Origin of the sequence: Dyella acidisoli (assembly GCF_030160295.1) — a bacterium.
Lineage (GTDB): Bacteria > Pseudomonadota > Gammaproteobacteria > Xanthomonadales > Rhodanobacteraceae > Dyella_B > Dyella_B acidisoli.
The window spans coordinates 249,553-267,977 of the sequence record NZ_BSOB01000025.1 but is presented as its reverse complement, the minus strand read 5'-3'; the positions used below and the strand labels follow the sequence as shown (position 1 = coordinate 267,977).

18 protein-coding genes are annotated in these 18,425 nt (G+C 60.3%); 14 read left to right on the top strand and 4 right to left on the bottom strand.

Annotated elements, in window-relative coordinates:
- Positions 1 to 5: 5 nt before the first annotated feature.
- Together QQJ86_RS14545 and QQJ86_RS14540 are read left to right on the top strand one after the other, a co-directional pair.
- Positions 6 to 1,373 carry a glutamate--cysteine ligase gene (locus QQJ86_RS14545; protein ID WP_284321680.1) on the top strand — a complete coding sequence of 456 codons (1,368 nt, stop codon included), beginning with the start codon at positions 6 to 8 and terminating at the stop codon, positions 1,371 to 1,373.
- Positions 1,370 to 2,008: a LysE/ArgO family amino acid transporter gene (locus tag QQJ86_RS14540; protein WP_284321679.1), complete on the top strand. Its 639-nt coding sequence runs from the start codon at positions 1,370 to 1,372 to the stop codon at positions 2,006 to 2,008. Before QQJ86_RS14545 ends, QQJ86_RS14540 begins: the two co-directional genes overlap by 4 nt.
- Before the next feature lie 59 nt (positions 2,009 to 2,067).
- Here the strand turns inward: QQJ86_RS14540 and QQJ86_RS14535 are convergent, their stop codons facing one another.
- A complete protein-coding gene (locus QQJ86_RS14535; RefSeq protein WP_284321678.1) occupies positions 2,068 to 2,529 on the bottom strand; it encodes a DoxX family protein in 462 nt (153 codons plus the stop codon).
- 253 nt (positions 2,530 to 2,782) lie between these two features.
- Here QQJ86_RS14535 and bufA2 point away from each other — a divergent pair, with 253 nt between their 5' ends.
- The 5 genes from bufA2 (at position 2,783) to QQJ86_RS14510 (ending at position 6,708) form a co-directional block, all read left to right on the top strand.
- A complete protein-coding gene (gene bufA2, locus QQJ86_RS14530) occupies positions 2,783 to 3,055 on the top strand; it encodes a BufA2 family periplasmic bufferin-type metallophore (RefSeq protein WP_284321677.1) in 273 nt (90 codons plus the stop codon).
- A 62-nt stretch (positions 3,056 to 3,117) separates the two neighbouring features.
- Positions 3,118 to 3,966: an MNIO family bufferin maturase gene (gene bufB / locus QQJ86_RS14525; RefSeq protein WP_284321676.1), complete on the top strand. Its 849-nt coding sequence runs from the start codon at positions 3,118 to 3,120 to the stop codon at positions 3,964 to 3,966.
- Positions 3,963 to 4,736 (top strand): HvfC/BufC N-terminal domain-containing protein, encoded by a 774-nt coding sequence (locus QQJ86_RS14520; RefSeq protein ID WP_284321675.1) that lies wholly within the window; start codon positions 3,963 to 3,965, stop codon positions 4,734 to 4,736. The genes bufB and QQJ86_RS14520 overlap by 4 nt, the downstream gene beginning before the upstream one ends.
- A gap of 58 nt (positions 4,737 to 4,794) precedes the next feature.
- A complete protein-coding gene (locus tag QQJ86_RS14515; RefSeq protein WP_284321674.1) occupies positions 4,795 to 5,751 on the top strand; it encodes an AraC family transcriptional regulator in 957 nt (318 codons plus the stop codon).
- Positions 5,752 to 5,922: 171 nt separating this feature from the next.
- Positions 5,923 to 6,708, top strand: a complete 786-nt coding sequence (locus QQJ86_RS14510) for a FadR/GntR family transcriptional regulator (protein ID WP_284321673.1) — start codon at positions 5,923 to 5,925, stop codon at positions 6,706 to 6,708.
- Positions 6,709 to 6,780: 72 nt separating this feature from the next.
- Here QQJ86_RS14510 and QQJ86_RS14505 read toward each other — a convergent pair whose 3' ends face one another.
- Both QQJ86_RS14505 and QQJ86_RS14500 read right to left on the bottom strand, forming a co-directional pair.
- Positions 6,781 to 7,908 carry a glycoside hydrolase 5 family protein gene (locus QQJ86_RS14505; protein ID WP_284321672.1) on the bottom strand — a complete coding sequence of 376 codons (1,128 nt, stop codon included), beginning with the start codon at positions 7,906 to 7,908 and terminating at the stop codon, positions 6,781 to 6,783.
- 111 nt (positions 7,909 to 8,019) lie between these two features.
- The gene (locus tag QQJ86_RS14500) at positions 8,020 to 9,162 is read right to left on the bottom strand and encodes an aldose epimerase family protein (RefSeq protein WP_284321671.1); all 1,143 of its coding nucleotides are present in this window, start codon (positions 9,160 to 9,162) and stop codon (positions 8,020 to 8,022) included.
- 325 nt (positions 9,163 to 9,487) lie between these two features.
- Here QQJ86_RS14500 and QQJ86_RS14495 point away from each other — a divergent pair, with 325 nt between their 5' ends.
- Genes QQJ86_RS14495 through QQJ86_RS14465 form a run of 7 tightly spaced genes read left to right on the top strand, consistent with a single transcriptional unit; the run spans position 9,488 to position 16,085 of the window.
- Positions 9,488 to 10,201, top strand: a complete 714-nt coding sequence (locus QQJ86_RS14495) for a FadR/GntR family transcriptional regulator (RefSeq protein ID WP_284321670.1) — start codon at positions 9,488 to 9,490, stop codon at positions 10,199 to 10,201.
- The gene (locus tag QQJ86_RS14490) at positions 10,198 to 11,154 is read left to right on the top strand and encodes a 2-dehydro-3-deoxygalactonokinase (RefSeq protein ID WP_284321669.1); all 957 of its coding nucleotides are present in this window, start codon (positions 10,198 to 10,200) and stop codon (positions 11,152 to 11,154) included. Before QQJ86_RS14495 ends, QQJ86_RS14490 begins: the two co-directional genes overlap by 4 nt.
- Entirely contained in the window at positions 11,151 to 11,786 is a 636-nt protein-coding gene (locus QQJ86_RS14485) for a 2-dehydro-3-deoxy-6-phosphogalactonate aldolase (protein ID WP_284321668.1), read from the top strand. The genes QQJ86_RS14490 and QQJ86_RS14485 overlap by 4 nt, the downstream gene beginning before the upstream one ends.
- Positions 11,783 to 12,931 carry a galactonate dehydratase gene (gene dgoD / locus QQJ86_RS14480; RefSeq protein ID WP_284321667.1) on the top strand — a complete coding sequence of 383 codons (1,149 nt, stop codon included), beginning with the start codon at positions 11,783 to 11,785 and terminating at the stop codon, positions 12,929 to 12,931. The genes QQJ86_RS14485 and dgoD overlap by 4 nt, the downstream gene beginning before the upstream one ends.
- 26 nt (positions 12,932 to 12,957) lie before the next feature.
- On the top strand, positions 12,958 to 13,716 hold the full coding sequence (locus QQJ86_RS14475) for an SDR family NAD(P)-dependent oxidoreductase (protein WP_284321666.1): 759 nt from the start codon (positions 12,958 to 12,960) through the stop codon (positions 13,714 to 13,716).
- Entirely contained in the window at positions 13,713 to 14,603 is an 891-nt protein-coding gene (locus QQJ86_RS14470) for an SMP-30/gluconolactonase/LRE family protein (RefSeq protein ID WP_284321665.1), read from the top strand. Before QQJ86_RS14475 ends, QQJ86_RS14470 begins: the two co-directional genes overlap by 4 nt.
- A 12-nt stretch (positions 14,604 to 14,615) precedes the next feature.
- Positions 14,616 to 16,085, top strand: coding sequence for a sugar porter family MFS transporter (locus QQJ86_RS14465; protein ID WP_284321664.1), 1,470 nt, complete (start codon positions 14,616 to 14,618; stop codon positions 16,083 to 16,085).
- A gap of 109 nt (positions 16,086 to 16,194) precedes the next feature.
- Here the strand turns inward: QQJ86_RS14465 and dcp are convergent, their stop codons facing one another.
- A complete protein-coding gene (dcp, locus tag QQJ86_RS14460; protein WP_284321663.1) occupies positions 16,195 to 18,405 on the bottom strand; it encodes a peptidyl-dipeptidase Dcp in 2,211 nt (736 codons plus the stop codon).
- Positions 18,406 to 18,425 lie beyond the last annotated feature (20 nt).

Genomic DNA, 18,425 nt, shown 5'->3' with positions numbered 1-18,425 from the left:
GCCCCGTGTCCATACCCAGTGCCGTCAAAAGCACCCCGATCTACGGTCGCCAGCAATTGATCGACTATCTCGCTGCCGGCGAAAAGCCGCACGAAGCGTGGCGCATCGGCACCGAGCATGAGAAGTTCGGCTTTCGCACCAACGATTTAAGCCCGCCGACATTCGAAGGCGAGCACGGCATTCGTGCGTTGCTCGAAGGCATTGCCGAACGCTACGGCTGGGACATCGCCCGCGAAGGCGAGATACCCGTGGCGCTGATACGCGACAAGGCCAACATCACGTTGGAACCGGCCGGCCAGCTGGAGCTTTCCGGCGCGCCGCTGGAAACCATCCACCAGACCTGTTGCGAAGTGAACACCCACCTGGAAGAAGTGCGCTCCGTAGCCGATGGTCTCGGGCTCGGCTTCCTGGGCATGGGTTTCCAGCCCAAGTGGCGACGCGATGAAATGCCGTGGATGCCCAAGGGGCGCTACAAGATCATGCGCGAGTACATGCCCAAGGTCGGTTCGCTCGGCCTGGACATGATGACCCGCACCTGCACCGTGCAGGTGAACCTCGATTTCGAAAGCGAAGGCGACATGGTGCGCAAGTTCCGCACCAGCCTCGCCCTGCAACCGATCGCCACTGCGCTGTTCGCCGATTCGCCGTTTACCGAGGGCAAGCCGAACGGCTATCTGTCCTATCGCTCGCACGTGTGGACGGATACCGACGCGGATCGCACCGGCATGCTCGATTTCGTCTTCGAAGACAGTTTCGGCTACGAGCGCTATGTCGATTACATGCTCGACGTGCCGATGTACTTCAGTTACCAGGATGGCCACTACATCGATCTGGCCGGCAAGGATTTCAAACGCTTCATGGCCGGCACGCTCGAGGAATTGCCTGGCGTGCGCGCCACCATGAAGGACTGGGGCGACCACCTCACCACCGCCTTCCCCGAAGTGCGCCTGAAGCAGTACCTGGAAATGCGCGGTGCGGATGGCGGCCCCTGGAATCGCCTGTGCGCACTGCCGGCCTTCTGGGTCGGACTGCTCTACGACGACGAGGCGCTGTATTCGGCCTGGGAACTGGTGAAGGATTTCACCCGCGAAGAACGCCATGCCCTGCGCGATGGCGTGCCGAAACACGCCATCAAGCTGCCGTTCCGCGGCGGCACCGTGCGCGACTTGGCGCGCGAAGCGCTGCGTATCGCCGCACATGGACTCAAGCGCCGCCATCGGCTCAATCGCAACGGCGTGGACGAAAGCATCTTCCTCGAACCGCTGATCGAAATCGTGGAAGCCAACCAGACACCTGCCGAACGCAAGCTGGAGCTGTTCCACAGTGAATGGAACGGCAGCGTGGACCCCGTCTTCAAGGAGTTTGCGTATTGATCGCAGCAGCCTCTTCGCACGCACCGCTTCTCGCCGGGCTGCTGCTCGGCGCTTCGCTGATCATCGCGATCGGGGCACAGAACGCCTTCGTGCTGCGGCAGGGCTTGCTGCAATCGCATCGGTTTCCGGTAGCGCTGTTTTGCGCACTATCCGATGCCGTGCTGATTGCGGCCGGTGTGGGTGGTTTAGGTGCGGCCGTTGGACAGCACCCGCGACTACTGATGGTCGTGGCGTGCGTGGGTGCGTTGGTGTTGGCGTGGTACGGCATCAAGGCATTGCGGCGTGCCTTCCATCCGGAAGTGCTTACTGCCGACGCGCATAACGATACCGGCAGCGTATGGCGGGTGCTTGCCACGTGCGCTGGTTTTACCTGGCTCAATCCACACGTCTATCTCGATACGGTGCTGCTGATCGGCAGCCTGGCCGCGCCATGGCCCGCACCGTGGCCGCGTGCGTTTTTCGGCATCGGTGCAGCCACAGCTTCGTTCATCTGGTTCTTCGGCCTTGCATATGGCGCGCGCCTGCTGGCGCCGCTGTTCCGCAAGCCGATGGCGTGGCGCGTGTTGGACGTGCTCATTGCCTTGGTGATGTGGGGCATTGCAGGCAAGCTGCTGCTTTCGTTCCTTGAGCATTGACGTTGGGTTACCCCCGGATCAAGTCCGGGGTAACCCAACCTACGTCACCGCGTCACCGATCACTCGTACGTGCGGATGTGTAGCCAGCGCGCAATCAGCGTATCCAGGCTCACCTTCCCCGGCCCCGCGATCAGGAACCAGAAAAAGATCAGCGAGTAGACCACTTCGTCGGCTTCGACGTAGTCGTCCAATCCCATCAGGTTGGTCGATACCACCAGCGTTACCGCCACGATCATGTTGATGATCATCGGGATGGTGACCAATCGGGTGAACAGGCCCAGCATCAGCAGCAGTCCGCCGACCAGCTCCGTCCAGGCCGACAGGGCCGCGCTGAAAGCCGGATGAGGGATGCCCCAGCCCACGAAGCGCTGGGTGAAACCATCCAGGTTATGCACCTTGGCGATGCCGGTTTCCAGCCAGAAGTAGCCGAATACCAGCCGCACCACCAACGGACCCAGCCAGCGCCAAGCATGCAGGATGCCAAGCAGACGCGAAGCGGTCGTAGCCACGTAATGACGCATTGCACATATTCCTGCTCTTGAAGTAAGCGCATGATGCGCGGGCTCGCCCACGCCCACCATATCCAGACGTCCAGACTTTCTTGCCAGGCATCCACTGGACGATCGGGCATAAATGCGGGATGCACGGGTGCAGCGACCGATGGATCGGAGCAGCACAATGTGAGGCGTCCGGAATCGCAGTTCCCCTGCGTGGCGGACGAATTATTTCCCCTGTGCCGCCTTGCGGCGTCTACAACTTCTTGGAGCCATAGATATGAACATCAAGACAGTCAATGCCAGCGCCATGGCCGTAATGGTGGCCGGTCTGTTCGCCGCCGCTGCAGTTTCGGCCTCACCAGTCGGCAGCACACCCGCCGGCGACAACGCGATGGTCAAGTGCGTGAATTCGTCCTCGTGCAAAGGTCAGGGCGCCTGCAAGCAGGCCACCAATTCGTGCAAAGGCCAGAACTCGTGCAAGGGCCAGGGCTTCACCATGCAGAAGACTCAGGCTGATTGCGAAGCAGCACAGGCTGCCGTGAAGAAGTGATGTGACGTCACTCTCCCTCTCCCTTTCGGGGAGAGGGAGAGGTGCCGACAACGAGCCATGCCATGACAGCAGCACGCACCCACGCACTCCCCTACCTCGGTTATGGACTTGGCCTGCGCGTTGAGCACTACGAAGCACTGCTCGAACAACCAGCGCAGGTCGAATGGCTGGAAGTGGTATCGGAAAACTACATGGTCGACGGCGGCTTGCCGCTGGTGTGGCTCGATCGCTTCCGTGAACGCTATCCGCTGGTGATGCACGGCGTATCGATGTCGATCGGCAGCACCGATCCGCTCGACGAAGACTATCTCACGCGACTGGCCGCGCTGGCGCAACGCGTGGAACCGGCCTGGGTTTCCGATCACCTTTGCTGGACCGGCGTGCAAGGCATCAACCTGCACGATCTGATGCCGCTGCCGTATACGGAAGAGGCGCTCGACCACGTCGTCGGCCGCGTGAAGCAAGTGCAGGATCGCCTCAAACGCCGCATCCTGCTGGAAAACGTTTCGAGCTATGTGAGCTTCGCGCAATCCCAGCTCACCGAATGGGAATTCCTCGCCGAAGTCGCCGAGCGCGCCGATTGCCTGCTTTTGCTCGACGTCAACAACGTCCATGTCAGCGCGATGAATCACGGCTTTTCGTCGCTGGATTATTTGCGCGGCATCCCCGTTTCGCGCGTGCAGCAGTTCCACCTCGCCGGTTACGAACAAGGCGAACGGCTGATCGTCGATACGCACGATGCACCTGTTTCCAACGCTGTGTGGGATCTCTATCTGGAAGCAGTGCGCCGTTTCGGCCGTGTTTCGACCATGATCGAACGCGACGATCACTTCCCGCCGCTGGCCGAATTGCTGGCCGAACTCGAACACGCCCGCGCGCTGGCCGAACCCTTGTTGCGGGATGCAGCATGAGCACGTTGCAAGCCATCCAGCAGCAGATGCAGCAAGCCGTGCTTACTGCACAAACCTCACCACTATCCTCTGTCCGCAGCGATGCCATTGCCGACGTACACAGCCGGCTGGCGGTTTATCAGCATGGCTACCGCATACGTCTGCGCGACGCCTTGAAGAACGAATTTGTCGGGCTGAGCAGCATGGTCAGCCGTGGCTTTGATGCGTTGCTCGATACGTACGTGGAAACGCATCCATCCAACCATTTCAACATCCGCTGGTATGGCACCGGTTTGGCAGGCTTTCTGGAAAACAAGCGCCACGACAAACCGCAGCTTGCCGAGATGGCCCGGCTGGACTGGGCCATTTCCACCGCGTTCGATGCAACCGATGAACCGAGCATCGACATAACGCAGCTTGCAACCATTCCGCCGGAAGCATGGGCGACCCTGCAATTGGTACCGCAAGGCAACCTGCAAGTGCTGTCCTGCGCGTACAACGTGGATACCTTTCGGCGCGCGGCTGATCATGGAACCACGCGGCCACACCTGCGCCGCTACGCAAAGCCTCGCCGCATCCTGGTGTGGCGCCATGCCATGTCAATCCACTATCGCCGGCTGGAGGAGGACGAATCGCAGGTGCTGACCGCTGTCCAGCGTGGCGAATCCTTCGCCACGCTATGCGCCATCCTCGCCGAATATCACGGCGAAACCGCCGCCATGAGCCGCATGGTGGCACTCCTGCAAGCCTGGGTCGGGGCCGGCCTGCTGCGTGACCTGGGGACGATGTAACCGCGGCAATGCTTCGCCCGAATAGCTGGCATAGCGTCCAGCACGGAAGTATTGCCTCATGTACATCGAGCATACCTGCACTTTCTCCAGCGAAGCCTGTTCACCACGGCTGGAACCGGCCCTGGAAGCGCTGCTCAATCAGTCGATGCTGCGGGTCGACGTGATGGACGAGCTGTATCAATGCGGCTCCCGTTTCATCGACGAACCGCGCTTTCCATATGGGGTGTTCCACCTGATCGGCGCCGGCCAGTGCGAGGTCGAAAGCGACGTGCTGGATGCTTCCCTGCTGCTGGAACCTGGCGACCTGGTCGTATTTCCGCACGGTGATCCGCACCAACTGCGCGCCACGCCGAACGGCGACATCCGCAGCACCAGCATGATTTGCGGTGAACTGCACTTTTCCAGCCACGCCCAGCATCCGCTCAAGCACGCCCTGCCGCCCTGTTTCGTCGTCCGCGCCGCTCAGGCCGATATGCTGTTTCGCAACCTGTCGGCCATGATGATCGCCATCACCGGAAGCGGCGTACCCGGTCGCCAGGTGCTTTTGAACAAGCTGGCCGATACCCTGTTCACGCTGGCGATCTGCGACTACGCCCAACGCAACGCCGACCGTCGCGGTCTGTTCACAGCGCTTGGCGACGCGCGCATCTGCAAGGTGCTGCAGGCCGTGCACCAGCACCCCGGACATCCATGGACCATGCAGGCCATGGCCTCGCTTGCGTGCATGTCGCGCTCGGCCTTCGCCGAGCGTTTCGTGCAATTGATGAAGATGCCGCCCATGCAGTACGTCACCCAGTGGCGAGTCAGTGTTGCCGAACGCCTGTTGCACGACCGGCAGTTGTCGGTGGCCACCATCGCGGAACAACTGGGTTACCGCAGCGAGGCTGCATTCCGGCGACTGTTCAAACGAGTCAGCGGTATCTGCCCGGGCCGCATCCGTGCCTCCGTAAACCTTTACCCCGGCATCCCGTTGCACTCGCCGACAGCCGGCCGTTCGTTGCGCCCCGCTGCCTGATAGGTCCTTCACATCAGCCGGTTGTAGCCGCTTCCTGGAAACGTGTCATCATCTCCGTCAGAGTTGAAAAAACCGCTCAGACTGGCGCAGTTCCGCTGCGATTATTGAACGGTCTGGTTTGTCTATCGGGCGGACCCATTCCACGGTGTGGCACTGAAGGAGATCGGCTGAATGGCATCTTTTCGAGGCGGCAGGGATGGCAACGCCACCAGAACCGCTCGTCCCGTGCTTTCGCGGCGCATTCGCAACGGCGCAGGCCCCATGACGGCGCGCAATCTGCATGGGCACGTCGTGCAGGTGCTCGGGCAGCGCATCGTCAGCGGTGCGATCAAGCAAGGTGAAGTGCTACCGCCCGAAGCCACCATGGCCGAAGAGATGGACGTAAGCCGCACCTCCCTGCGCGAGGCGATGAAGGTGCTATCGGCAAAGGGACTGGTGGAAGCGCGGCCCAAGGTCGGCACCCGCGTACGCGATGCGCGTTTCTGGAGCCAGCTCGACGCAGACGTGCTGGCATGGCGCTGCGCTTCGATGCCCACCGCGGACTTCGTGCAGAAGCTCTCGGAGATGCGCGAGATCATCGAACCTGCTGCTGCGGCGAGCGCAGCCAGCCACCGCAGCGTCGCGCAATTGAAGCGCATGCAGACCGCTTTCGACGCCATGGAAGCGGCCCACGATCCGGAATCCTGGACCACCGCCGACATCGATTTCCACGAAGCGATTCTCGCCGCCACCGGCAACGAACTGCTGATTTCGCTGTTCTCGGTGATCGAAACCGCGCTGAGCAGTTACTTCACGATGTCAGCGCATACAGCAGTCAATTTTAAATACTCGCTGCCACAACATCGCGCGGTGCTGCAGGCTATTCGCGAGAAGGATTCCGAGGCGGCACACAAGTCGATGCAGAAGGTGATTTCCGATACGAAGGAAAACCTGAGCAGTAAGCGTCGGAAAGTGTGAATGCACGTAAGGTTGGGGTTTGCACTCCAACCTACGAGAGCAGGGTCGAATTCAACGTTCACCGCACTGCGTTCATGGCATGACGGCATTCGCTGGCACCACGCCCTTCGGTGCAGCGCTCAACGCACGAAAGATATCTGCTTCGCGTTGGCGATACGGCGTACCTTCGGGATTGAACAGATCGTGGAACCAGATCACTGGCGGTTGCAGCGTGTACGGTTTCTGCCAGGAATCCCACGGAAAAATCGTCTGCGTCTTGCCTGACACGAAACCCCAGTTGATCATGCCCACGTCGAGTTTCTTGCCAACCGGCGTCACGCCATCCACGGTCGAGCCTGCGCTACGTGCCATGTATTCTGTGCAGATCAATGGACGGCCATACGTGCGCAGCTGCTGCACGCGACGCAAGAAGTCTTCCGGGAATTCGTAGTTGTGGAACGTGATGATGTCGGACTGGGTAAGCTGCGTCCGCTCGATCGCATTGAGTTCGCCGAGCTTCGACCAATCACCGTCATGCCACATACCGCTGGTCAACGGCTGAACCGGATGCTGGCTGCGCGCCCAGGCGAATACCTGTGGCAGCAACTGTTCGACGCGCTGGAATTTGTCCTTGGGCTCCTGCGCCGCGTAATTGCCACCGCCGTCGTTGTCTGGCTCGTTCCATAGGTCCCAGGCAAGAATGCGTTCGTCGTGCGCGAAGCTGCCGACGATATCCTTCACATAGGCTTCCAACTGCGGATACTGCGAAGGATCATCCAGCACCTTCGTGCCTGGCGCCTGCACCCAGCCGGAGTTGTGCACGCCGGGAATGGGCGGATGCTGGGGTCCGAGCGCGGGATCGGGATCCCAGCACGAGTCGAACAGTACGAAGATCGGCTTGATGTGATGCTTCGCGGCGATCGTCAGGAACGTATCGATGCGCTTCTTGAAGCCTTCGCGATCCTGATCCCACAACAGGTTGTGCAGGAACACGCGCATGGTGTTCATGCCTATGCTTTGCGCCCAGCCAAGCTCCTGATCGATGCGCGCCGGATCGAACGTGACGCTCTGCCACATTTCCAGCTCGTTGATTGCGTTGGAGGGAATGTAGTTGCTACCGACCGGCCACGGCTGCTTTGCATACCAGGCATTGGCTTGAGTCGTCGTCCAGCGCTTCGTCTCCGCGGCATGCACCACGGAGACGCCGAGCAGCAGCGCCAAAGTCAGGCACCCTAGCCGTCTCGTCCGCATCATTGGCATCCACCCTTTGATTTTTTGCAACAACGGTCCAGCGCGTTACTGCCTCACTGCCGATTCGGTTTGACCCGATTCTTATTTCCCAGTGTGATCGATGCCGAAACGGTAGACGATCACGTTCCGATAGATTTGCCCCGGCGCCAATCGCGCCGAACCGAAATCCGGATGATTGGGTGTATCCGGAAACAGCTGCGGCTCCAGTACGAAGGCATCGCCTTGGCGATAAACGTGGTGGTCTTTGCCTACCGTTGTGCCGTCGAGGAAGTTGCCTGAGTAAAACTGCAAACCCGGCTTGCCTGACCATACCGTCATCACGCGGCCGGATTGTGGATCCTCTGCGCGCGCCACGACGTGCGGCTCGATTTCCTTGCGGCTGAGCACCCAGTTCATGTCATAGCCATGGCCGAACAACAGCTGTTGCGAACTGCCGTCGCGAATATCACGGCCGATCGGCTTGGCCATGCGAAAGTCGTAAGGCGTACCCGCTACAGGAACCATTTGGCCAGTCGGTATCGCCGCTGCATCGCTCACCGGCGTGATTGCGTCGCCTGGAATCATCAACGCCTGATCCATCACCGTGCCGGAACCCTCGCCCGCAAGGTTCCAATACGTGTGATTGGAGAGATTGACGATGGTCGGTTTGTCCGTGGTTGCGAGGTAGCTGATCTTGAGCTGGTTATCGTCGCTCAGCGTGTAGTTGGCCTTGATCGTCAGCGTGCCTGGATAGCCCTGATCGCCATCCGTGCTGACGTATTCCATCGTTACGCTGGGCTGCGCGCCGGCCTTTACGTCGAGCACCTTCCACACCCGCATGTCGAAACCCTTCGCGCCGCCATGCAGCGAATTCGGGCCTTCATTCAAGCTGAGACGATATGACTTGCCGTCCAGTGTGAATTTGCCGTGCGCAATGCGGTTGGCATAACGCCCCACTGTGGCACCGAAATATTGGCGGTGATCGAGATAGCCCTGCAGCGTGTCGTAACCGAGCACTACGTCGGCGAGTTTGCCGTTGCGGTCCGGCACCCACAGGGATTGCAACGAAGCGCCGTAGCTCATGACGCGCGCACGCACACCATGGCTATTGGTAAGCGTCACGATCTGTACGTCCTGACCATCCGCCGTGTGACCGAAGGAAGCACTGGTCGCCTGGCCGGCCATCGCGGCAAGCGGCATAGTCATTGCCGCGAAGATGGAGCCGAACAGGACAGCAGGTTTCACTAAGCAAATCCCCTTGCGAAACCAGGCAGCCATTTGGCCTGTCGCTTCTGAGCATATTGTATGATTATATAGACGAGCGGCCACTGGAACTTTACGCGCTGCAGCATGACCGTCGAAAGAAGACAGCGGGGACGTGATGGTTGGGGTTCGCATACTTGAGGTTGGTGTTGAGGGTGTTGAAAACACAGGTGTTATAAGCGAGCGAGATGACAAATAAGCCATCCCGCCCACGCGTTGAAGACATCTGTGATCGGCAAACCGTACGCAGCAGCACTTTCGCATTGCAACACAATCTTCTCCTTTCCGTCACCGAATACGAGAGCCCATGAGAGTTGCCAACGCCCGCAATTTGCACGGCCATGTCACCCAGCAACTGGGGATAAGGATCGTGAGCGGCCAGCTCCAGCCGGGCGAAGCACTACCGCGTGAAGAGGCCCTTGCCGAGCAAATGGAAGTAAGCCGCACCGCGCTGCGCGAAGCAATGCGTGTGCTGTCTGCCAAGGGCTTGGTCGAGGCGCGCCCGAAAGTGGGTACGCGTGTGCGCGAGGAACGTTACTGGCATCAGCTCGATGCCGACGTGCTGGCGTGGCGCTGTGCCTCCATGCCGCCGGCGGATTTCGTGCAGAAGCTGGGGCAGATGCGCGAAATCTTCGAGCCCGCCGCTGCGGCTTTTGCTGCGCGTCGTCGCGACGCTGCACAGCTCAAGGAACTGGAATTGGCCTATCGCGCCATGGAAGCCTCACGCAACACCGACGAATGGGCGGAAGCGGATCTGCAATTCCATGAGGCCGTGCTGGTCGCCACCAACAACGAATTGATGATCTCCTTGTTTTCCATCGTGGAAACCGCTTTGGGTTCTTTTTTTGTGCAGTCCGCACGCAAAAGCCGCGATTTCAAATACTCGTTGCCCTATCACCAACAAGTATTTGAAGCGATCCGGCGGCGTCAGCCTGAGGTGGCGCGTGACGCCATGCAGAAGATGATTGTGGATTCGCGCGCCAACATGACAGGCAAGCGCCCCACAAGGAAATCGGCATGAAGGCGGACGTGCGGCTGATTGGACTCGATTGGGGCACCAGCAGTCTGCGCGCTTATTTATATGACGCTGACGGCAAAGTGGTGGCCTCGCGTCGGGAAGGATGGGGTATCCGTCACCTGCCTGAAGGTGGATTTACCGCGGCATTGCATGCGGTGACGGCCGATTGGCCCGCCTGCCGGATCGTCGCTGCCGGCATGGTCGGTAGCCGCCAGGGCTGGCTTGAAGTGCCTTATGTGGACCTTCCGGCTGATGCCACAAGCATCGCGCACGGCATGCTGCGCTTGGACGCTTGTGATAGTCACGAACTGTGGATCGCGCCTGGTCTGCGCCGACATGTACCTGCCGACGTCATGCGCGGCGAGGAAACGCAGATCATCGGCGCGCTCGCCTTGCAGCCGCTTTGTCAGGCGAACACACGCTTCGTATTGCCTGGCACGCATAGCAAGTGGGCCACCGTCGTCGATGGCCGCATCGTCGCATTCGACACGGTGATGACAGGCGAGATGTATGCGCTACTGATCAAGCACTCCATTCTCGGCGCCGGGCTGCCTGACTTCGCCGCATCATCGTTTGTTGAACGCGCCTTCGTTCGCGGCGTGCATACGGCGCGGGACAGCGGCGCGGAAGGTGTATTCGGCCGACTGTTCTCGACGCGTGCGCTGATGCTGGCTGGCGAACTGGCCGCGACGGATGTTCCTGATTTCCTGTCGGGCCTGCTGATCGGTGAGGAATTTCGCATTGCCCTGCAACGCGACAACGGCGTGATTGCACCGCTGTGCTTGATCGGCGAAGCAGCGCTTTGCCAGCGCTACACCTTGGCAGCGCGACAATTCGGCTATGCCGTACCCGCTGTACTCGAAGATGCCTCCGTACAAGGGTTATGGCAGTTGGCCTCTGCCGCAGGCCTGCTTACCGACGCAAGACTTCATTCGTATTCCGGAGTAACACCATGATTCGCGCGTGGCTTGATTCCCTTCCTCTGGTGGCGATTCTTCGCGGCCTTCGGCCGGAAGAAGCGGTCGACATAGGGCGTGCACTCGCTGCGGAAAGCTTTACCGTCATCGAAGTACCGATGAATTCGCCGGAACCGCTGGACAGCATTCGCGTGCTATCGGCGGAACTGGGGCAGCGCTGCCTGATCGGCGCGGGGACAGTGTTGCAGCCCGAGCAGGTGTCGCAAGTCGCTGCCGCAGGCGGCCGACTGATCGTGATGCCGCATGCGGACACGCGCGTGATCACTGCTGCCAAACGCGAGGGCATGTATTGCATCCCCGGCGTCGCCACGCCCACCGAAGCCTTCGCCGCGATCCAGGCCGGCGCCGACGCGATCAAGCTGTTCCCTGCCGAACAGCTGACGCCGATCGTGCTCAAGGCATGGCGCGCGGTGCTGCCGCGAGATCTGGCGGTACTGCCGGTCGGCGGCATCACGCCAGAAACCATGGCCCCCTATATCGCCGCGGGCGCCAACGGCTTCGGCCTCGGCTCCGCGCTCTACGCACCCGGCCGCACTGCGGACGACGTCGGTCGTCGTGCCCGTGCTTTCACCCAAGCCTGGAAGACTCTCGCTCAAGGAAATAACGCATGAAGATCACCCGTCTCACCACCTTCCTCGTTCCGCCGCGTTGGCTGTTCGTACGCATCGACACCGACGAAGGCATTAGCGGTTGGGGCGAGCCAGTCGTGGAAGGTCGCGCGCATACGGTCGCAGCGGCCGTCGACGAACTGTCCGATTACTTGGTCGGCAAGGATCCGCGCCACATCGAAGATCACTGGAACGTGATGTATCGCGGCGGCTTTTACCGCGGCGGGCCGATCCTGATGAGCGCGATTGCAGGTATCGACCAGGCGCTATGGGACATCAAGGGCAAGCATTTAGGTGTACCTGTGCATGCTTTGTTGGGCGGACCGGTGCGCGATCGCATCCGTGTGTATTCGTGGATCGGCGGCGATCGTCCCTCCGATACGGCCAAGGCCGCGAAGGACGCCGTTGCGCGTGGTTTCACCGCGGTGAAGATGAATGCCACTGAGGAAATGCATTTCGTTGATACGCACGCCAAGGTGCAGCGTGTACTGGAGAACGTGCAGGCCGTGCGCGATGCGGTAGGTCCGGACATCGGCCTCGGCCTGGATTTCCACGGCCGCGTGCACAAGCCGATGGCCAAGGTGCTGATGCGCGAACTGGCGCCGTTCAAGCTGATGTTCATCGAGGAACCGGTGCTTTCCGACCATCTGGAATGCATCCCCGAGCTCGCCTCGATTTCGCCTGCACCGATCGCACTGGGCGAGCGCCTGTATTCGCGCTATGACTTCAAGCGCGTATTCACCACCGGCGGCGTCGATATCATCCAGCCTGATCCCTCGCACGCGGGCGGCATTACCGAAACACATAAGATCGCGATGATGGCGGAAGCCTACGACGTGGCGCTGGCGCTGCACTGTCCGCTGGGCCCGATCGCGCTGGCGGCCAACCTGCAGCTGGATGCGATGTGCCACAACGCCTTCATCCAGGAACAAAGCCTGGGAATTCACTACAACGCTGGCAACGACCTGCTCGATTACATTACCGATCGCAGCGTATTTGCCTACGAGAACGGTTATGTTTCCATGCCGACCGGACCGGGGCTGGGTGTCGAGGTGAACGATGCCTACGTCGCCGAACGCGCCGCCGTGGGACACCGCTGGCGCAATCCGATCTGGCGTCACGACGACGGCAGTGTGGCCGAATGGTAATTTCTTCCAAGAGACCGAACACATCCATGTTTGCCACCTATCCCAGCTTGGTCGACCGCTCGGTGCTGATCACCGGCGGCGCTACCGGCATCGGCGCCGCGTTCGTTGCGCATTTCGCGCAGCAAGGCGCGCGCGTGGCTTTTTTTGATATCGACGAAAAAAGTGCGGCGGCGCTCAACGCGTCACTGACGGATGTTCGCCACGCGCCGTTGTCCCTGCCCTGCGACGTCACCGACATCACGGCATTGCGCAAGACGATTGCCGCAGCCAGCCAGGAAATCGGTGCGTTCAGCGTATTGATCAACAATGCCGCCAACGATCGACGCCACCGCCTGCAAGACACCACGCCGGAAGAGTTCGAGCAGAGCATCGCCGTAAACCTGCGTCATCAATATTTCGCGACGCAGGCCGTGGTGCCTGGCATGCGCGAACTCGGTGGTGGCTCGATCATCTGCCTGGGCTCCACTGGCTGGATGATCAAGAACGCCGGCTATCCGATGTATGCGATGGCAAAGTCGGCGGTGCGTGGCTTGGTCAACGGATTGGCACGTGAACTTGGCCAGGATCGCATCCGCATCAATGCACTGGTCCCCGGCTGGGTGATCACCGAGAAGCAGCGCGAGTTGTGGCTGGATGAAGCGGGTGAAGAGGAAATCCGCCGCAAGCAGTGCATGCCCGGTCATCTCGGTGCAGATGATCTTGCACGCGCGGCATTGTTCCTTGCTGCCGATGACAGCCAGATGTGCACGGGCCATGACTTCATCGTCGACGGCGGCTGGGCATGAGCCTGCAAGCGTCTCTGGTGCTGGATGCGCAAAACACGCTCGGTGAAGGTGTGACGTGGTGCGCGCGCAGCCAGTCGCTATATTGGACGGACATCCATGCCTCTGTGCTGTGGCGCTATCGCCCAGCAGACGACAGTACACATCATTGGCCGATGCCCGAGCGTCTGGCTTCGTTTGCACTATGCGAAGACGATGGCTGGCTGCTGCTTGGACTCGCCAGCGGGCTTGCGTTCTTTCACGAAGCGAGCAGCAAGCTGATCCGCATTACCGACGTCGAAACCGGTTTGCCGACACGCCTCAACGACGGCGCTTGCGATCGGCAGGGGCGCTTTGTGTTCGGCACACTGCACGAACCCGTTGGTGGTGAAGCGCGGCGCGCAGCTGGCGCTTTCTACCGTCTGCACGCCGACCTGCAGCTCGAGCAACTGCCGCTGGGCCACGTAGCCATCAGCAACAGCATTGCCTTCAGTCCTGACGGCGCGACGATGTACTACTGCGATTCGTGGACGCGCGTCGTGCATCGCTGCAGTTATGGCGATAGCGTGACGGGGCCGCAGGTACATATCGATCTCTCGCACCAGCAAGGTGAGCCGGACGGCTCCGCAGTAGATAGCGAAGGCGGCTTGTGGAACGCTGAATGGGGTTCCGGCCGTGTGGTGCGCTACGACCGCAACGGCAAGGAAGATCTCATCATCACCGTGCCAGCTAGCCAGCCGACGCGCGTCGCTTTCGGTGGCGAACGATTGAATACGCTTTACATCACCAGCGCCCGCGATGGTCTTTCTGCGGAAGCGTTAGCAAAAGAACCGCATGCCGGCGGGCTGTTCGCCGTCGAGGTGCCCTTCACCGGCATGTCCGAACCACGTTTTGCAGGCCGGCCCACGTAAGCCGGCTTTTTTATGCGTTGGGAAGAAGATGAAGACATCCGCACAACGCAACCGACCGGGGAGTCATTCATGAGTGCCAATACCTATTCACCACCTGTTACCACGCACGCGCATGCCAAGCCTCACGCCAAAGCCACCGCCATATTCACTTGCGTGCTCGCCGCGCTTGCGGGGTTGATGTTTGGTTTGGATATTGGCGTCATTTCCGGCGCTACGCAGTTCATCCAGCATGACTTCGGCGTCTCCGACCATCAGATCGAATGGATCGTCAGCGGCATGATGTTCGGTGCAGCGGTTGGCGCTTTGGCAGCCGGCTGGATGTCGTCTGCGCTGGGTCGCAAGCGCTCGCTGATTCTCGGCGCCGTGCTGTTCGTGGCCGGATCGCTGCTGTGCGGATTCGCCTGGTCGCCCGAAACCTTGATCGCCGCACGCGTGGTGTTGGGCCTGGCGATTGGCATTGCCACGTTCACCGCCCCGCTGTATCTGGCCGAAGTGGCGCCGGAGTACATCCGCGGCGCAATGATTTCGCTGTATCAGCTGATGATCACCATTGGCATCCTGGTGGCCTTCCTCTCCGACACTGCCTTCAGCTACAACGGCAACTGGCGCTGGATGCTGGGCATCATCGCGATTCCCGGTGCGCTCTTCCTGTTCGGCGTGATGTTCCTGCCGGACAGCCCACGCTGGCTGTTGATGAAGCAGCGCGATGCGGAGGCGCTGGACGTGCTGCAGCGTCTGCGTGGCAATCCCGAAATCGTCGAACGCGAAGCGAACGACATCCGTGAACAGCTGCGCACGCCGCAGCGTGGCTGGCATCTGTTCCAGGAAAACAGCAATTTCCGCCGCTCCGTCGGCTTAGGGATTCTGTTGCAGCTGATGCAACAGTTCACCGGCATGAACGTGGTGATGTACTACGCGCCGCGCATCTTCAAGGACATGGGCTACGACACCTCCGCGCAGATGTGGTTTACGGCGATCGTGGGCCTCACTAACGTGCTGGCGACCTTTATTGCTATCGGCCTGATCGACCGCTGGGGCCGCAAGCCTATCCTCTATACCGGCTTCACCGTGATGACGATCGGTCTTGGCGTGGTCGGCTTCATGATGGGCACCGGCACGACGGCACACGGCGCACAGCTGTTCACCGTGGGCATGCTGCTGGTCTTCATCGTGGGCTTTGCGATGTCTGCCGGTCCGCTGATCTGGACGTTGTGCTCGGAAGTGCAGCCGCTGAAAGGACGCGATTTCGGCATTGGCTGCTCCACCATGACCAACTGGATCGCCAACATGATCGTTGGCTTTACCTTCCTGAGCTTGCTCAACAGCATTGGCCACACCGCCACGTTCTATTTGTATGCGGCACTCAACGCGGTCTTCATTGTGCTGACTTTCTGGCTGGTGCCGGAAACCAAGGGCATCACGCTGGAGCAGATTGAGCGCAATCTGATGAGCGGTAAGCGGCTGCGCGATATCGGCAACTGATAGGCTTTATCTTTTCGTAAAAGGGGAACTCTAGGCCGACAAATCGGCTCCCCACAAACAAGAAGGGCCGGCGTAATGCCGGCCCTTCTTGTTATATAAGCCGAATCGCTTACTTCGTCGGCTCTTGCTTCAACCCACGATTGACCAGCATTGGTTCGATGCTCGGATCATTGCCGCGCCAATCCTTGTACAGCTTGGCCAGTTCTTCCGTATTGCCACGCGAGAGGATCATGGCGCGGAAGCGATCACCATTCTCGCGAGTCAGGCCGCCGTGATCTTTGAAGCCTTGGAAAGCATCGTCGGCAAGCATCTGCGTCCACGAGTAGGCGTAATAGCCAGCTGAGTAGCCGTTGCTCCAGATATGCAGGAAGTAACTGGAACGATAACGCGGCGGCACGTAGGAGAGGTCGGTACCGTCTTTCTTCAATGCAGTGGTTTCGAAGGCATCGACATCTTGCTTCGGCTCATCGGCGGTGAGCATGTGCCAGTTCATGTCGAGCATGGCTGCGGAAACCAGTTCGGTCATGTCGTAGCCCTTGTTGAACAGCTGGGCCTTTTTGATCTTCTCAACCAACTCTTGCGGCATCGGCTGATGCGTCTGGTACTGCTTGGCGTAGTTGGCGAACACCTTCGGATCGAATGCCCAGTGTTCGTTGAACTGCGAGGGAAATTCGACGAAGTCGCGCGCGGTCTGCGTGCCTGACAGCGTCGGGTATTGCTCGTCAGCAAACAGACCGTGCAGGCCGTGGCCGAACTCGTGGAACATGGTGATCACGTCATCCGTCGACAGCAGCGCCGGCTGACCAGCAGCGGGCTTGGTGAAGTTGGCGACGTTGTAGATCACCGGCTTGGTGCCGAGCAGCTTGGACTGCTGCACGAAATTGTCCATCCACGCGCCACCGTTCTTGTTGTCGCGCTTGAAGTAGTCGAAGTAGGCCAGCGCCATCGACTTGCCGTCCTTATCGAACACTTCGAACACGCGCACGTCGGGGTTATAGACGGGGATGTCCTTGCGTTCCTTGAAGGTGAGGCCGTAGAGCTGGTTAGCCGCGTAGAACACGCCGTTCTGCAGCACGTTATCCAGTTCGAAGTACGGCTTGATCTGCGATTCGTCGATGTCGTATTTCGCCTTGCGCACTTCTTCGGCGTAGTGCTCCCAGTCCGACGGCTCGAGCTTGAAGGTCGGTTGCTTGAGCGCAGCCTGGTCTTTGTCGATTTGCTTTTGGATGTCGGCAGCTTCCACCTTGGCGCGTGCGACGGCTGCCGGTGCAAGCTTCTCCATGAAGCTCATCACGGTCTCCGGCGTCTTGGCCATCTGGTCTTGCAGCGTCCATGCGGCAAAGTTGGGGAAGCCGAGCAGCTTCGCCTGCTGCGCGCGCAACTGGGCAAGGCGCGCAACGATGTCGCGCGTGTCATTGGCATCGCCCTTCTCGGCGCGTGTCCATGAGGCCTGGAACAGTGCCTGGCGCGTGGCGCGATCGGTCAGATCCTGCAGCAGCGGCTGCTGGGTTGTGTTCTGCAGCGTGAGCACCCACTTGCCATCGAGATGGCGATCCTTCGCGGCCTGTGCGGCGGCGTCGATGTCCTCATTGGAAAGGCCAGCCAGCTTGCTCTTGTCGTCAACCACCAAGGCACCCGCCTTCGCGGCAGCCAGTAGCTTGTTGTTGTACTGCGCCTGCAGCCCGGCAGCTTCCTTGTTGTAATCCTTGAGCTTGGCTTTGTCAGCGTCGGACAGCTTGGCGCCTGCCATCACGAACTGGCGATACACCACTTCGACCAAGCGCTGGGATTCCGCATCGAGCTTGAGCGAATCGCGCTGGTCGTAGACGGCCTGGATGCGCTGGAACAATTTGCCGTTGAGATGGATCGCATCCGAATGCGCTGCCAGCTTCGGCGCTTCTTCTTCCTGCACTTTTTGCAGTGTGTCGTTGGTGTTCGCTGCGGTGACCGCATTGAACACCGCCATCACGCGGTTGAGCAGCATGCCGGATTTCTCCAGCGCCACATACGTGTTCTCAAACGTCGGCGCCTCAGGATTGTTGGCGATCTTGTCGACCTCGTCCTGTTGCTGCTTCATGCCCTCTTCGATCGCCGGCTGGTAATCGCCATCCTTGATCTTGTCGAACGGTGGTGCCTGGTACGGCAGCGTGCTGGCGGTGAAGAATGGATTGTTCACCTGTGCCTCCGTAGCGGCCGTGGTCGAGGCTTTGGCTGGAGCGGTGCTGGAAGCAGCCGGCGCATTGCCGTTTTCGTTATGGGATTGCGAACAGGCGGCGAGCGCAACGGACATGGCGATCGCAAGAAGACGGAGACGAGGCATAAAGGCTCCCCAAGGAGTGG

Excerpts from the sequence above, each read along its gene's own strand:
- QQJ86_RS14535 (WP_284321678.1), bottom strand. The coding sequence starts at position 2,529 with ATGCGTCATTACGTGGCTACGACCGCTTCGCGTCTGCTTGGCATCCTG.
- bufA2 (WP_284321677.1), top strand. The coding sequence starts at position 2,783 with ATGAACATCAAGACAGTCAATGCCAGCGCCATGGCCGTAATGGTGGCC.
- bufB (WP_284321676.1), top strand. The coding sequence starts at position 3,118 with ATGACAGCAGCACGCACCCACGCACTCCCCTACCTCGGTTATGGACTT.
- QQJ86_RS14520 (WP_284321675.1), top strand. The coding sequence starts at position 3,963 with ATGAGCACGTTGCAAGCCATCCAGCAGCAGATGCAGCAAGCCGTGCTT.
- QQJ86_RS14515 (WP_284321674.1), top strand. The coding sequence starts at position 4,795 with ATGTACATCGAGCATACCTGCACTTTCTCCAGCGAAGCCTGTTCACCA.
- QQJ86_RS14510 (WP_284321673.1), top strand. The coding sequence starts at position 5,923 with ATGGCATCTTTTCGAGGCGGCAGGGATGGCAACGCCACCAGAACCGCT.
- QQJ86_RS14495 (WP_284321670.1), top strand. The coding sequence starts at position 9,488 with ATGAGAGTTGCCAACGCCCGCAATTTGCACGGCCATGTCACCCAGCAA.
- QQJ86_RS14490 (WP_284321669.1), top strand. The coding sequence starts at position 10,198 with ATGAAGGCGGACGTGCGGCTGATTGGACTCGATTGGGGCACCAGCAGT.
- QQJ86_RS14485 (WP_284321668.1), top strand. The coding sequence starts at position 11,151 with ATGATTCGCGCGTGGCTTGATTCCCTTCCTCTGGTGGCGATTCTTCGC.
- dgoD (WP_284321667.1), top strand. The coding sequence starts at position 11,783 with ATGAAGATCACCCGTCTCACCACCTTCCTCGTTCCGCCGCGTTGGCTG.
- QQJ86_RS14475 (WP_284321666.1), top strand. The coding sequence starts at position 12,958 with ATGTTTGCCACCTATCCCAGCTTGGTCGACCGCTCGGTGCTGATCACC.
- QQJ86_RS14470 (WP_284321665.1), top strand. The coding sequence starts at position 13,713 with ATGAGCCTGCAAGCGTCTCTGGTGCTGGATGCGCAAAACACGCTCGGT.
- QQJ86_RS14465 (WP_284321664.1), top strand. The coding sequence starts at position 14,616 with ATGCGTTGGGAAGAAGATGAAGACATCCGCACAACGCAACCGACCGGG.
- dcp (WP_284321663.1), bottom strand. The coding sequence starts at position 18,405 with ATGCCTCGTCTCCGTCTTCTTGCGATCGCCATGTCCGTTGCGCTCGCC.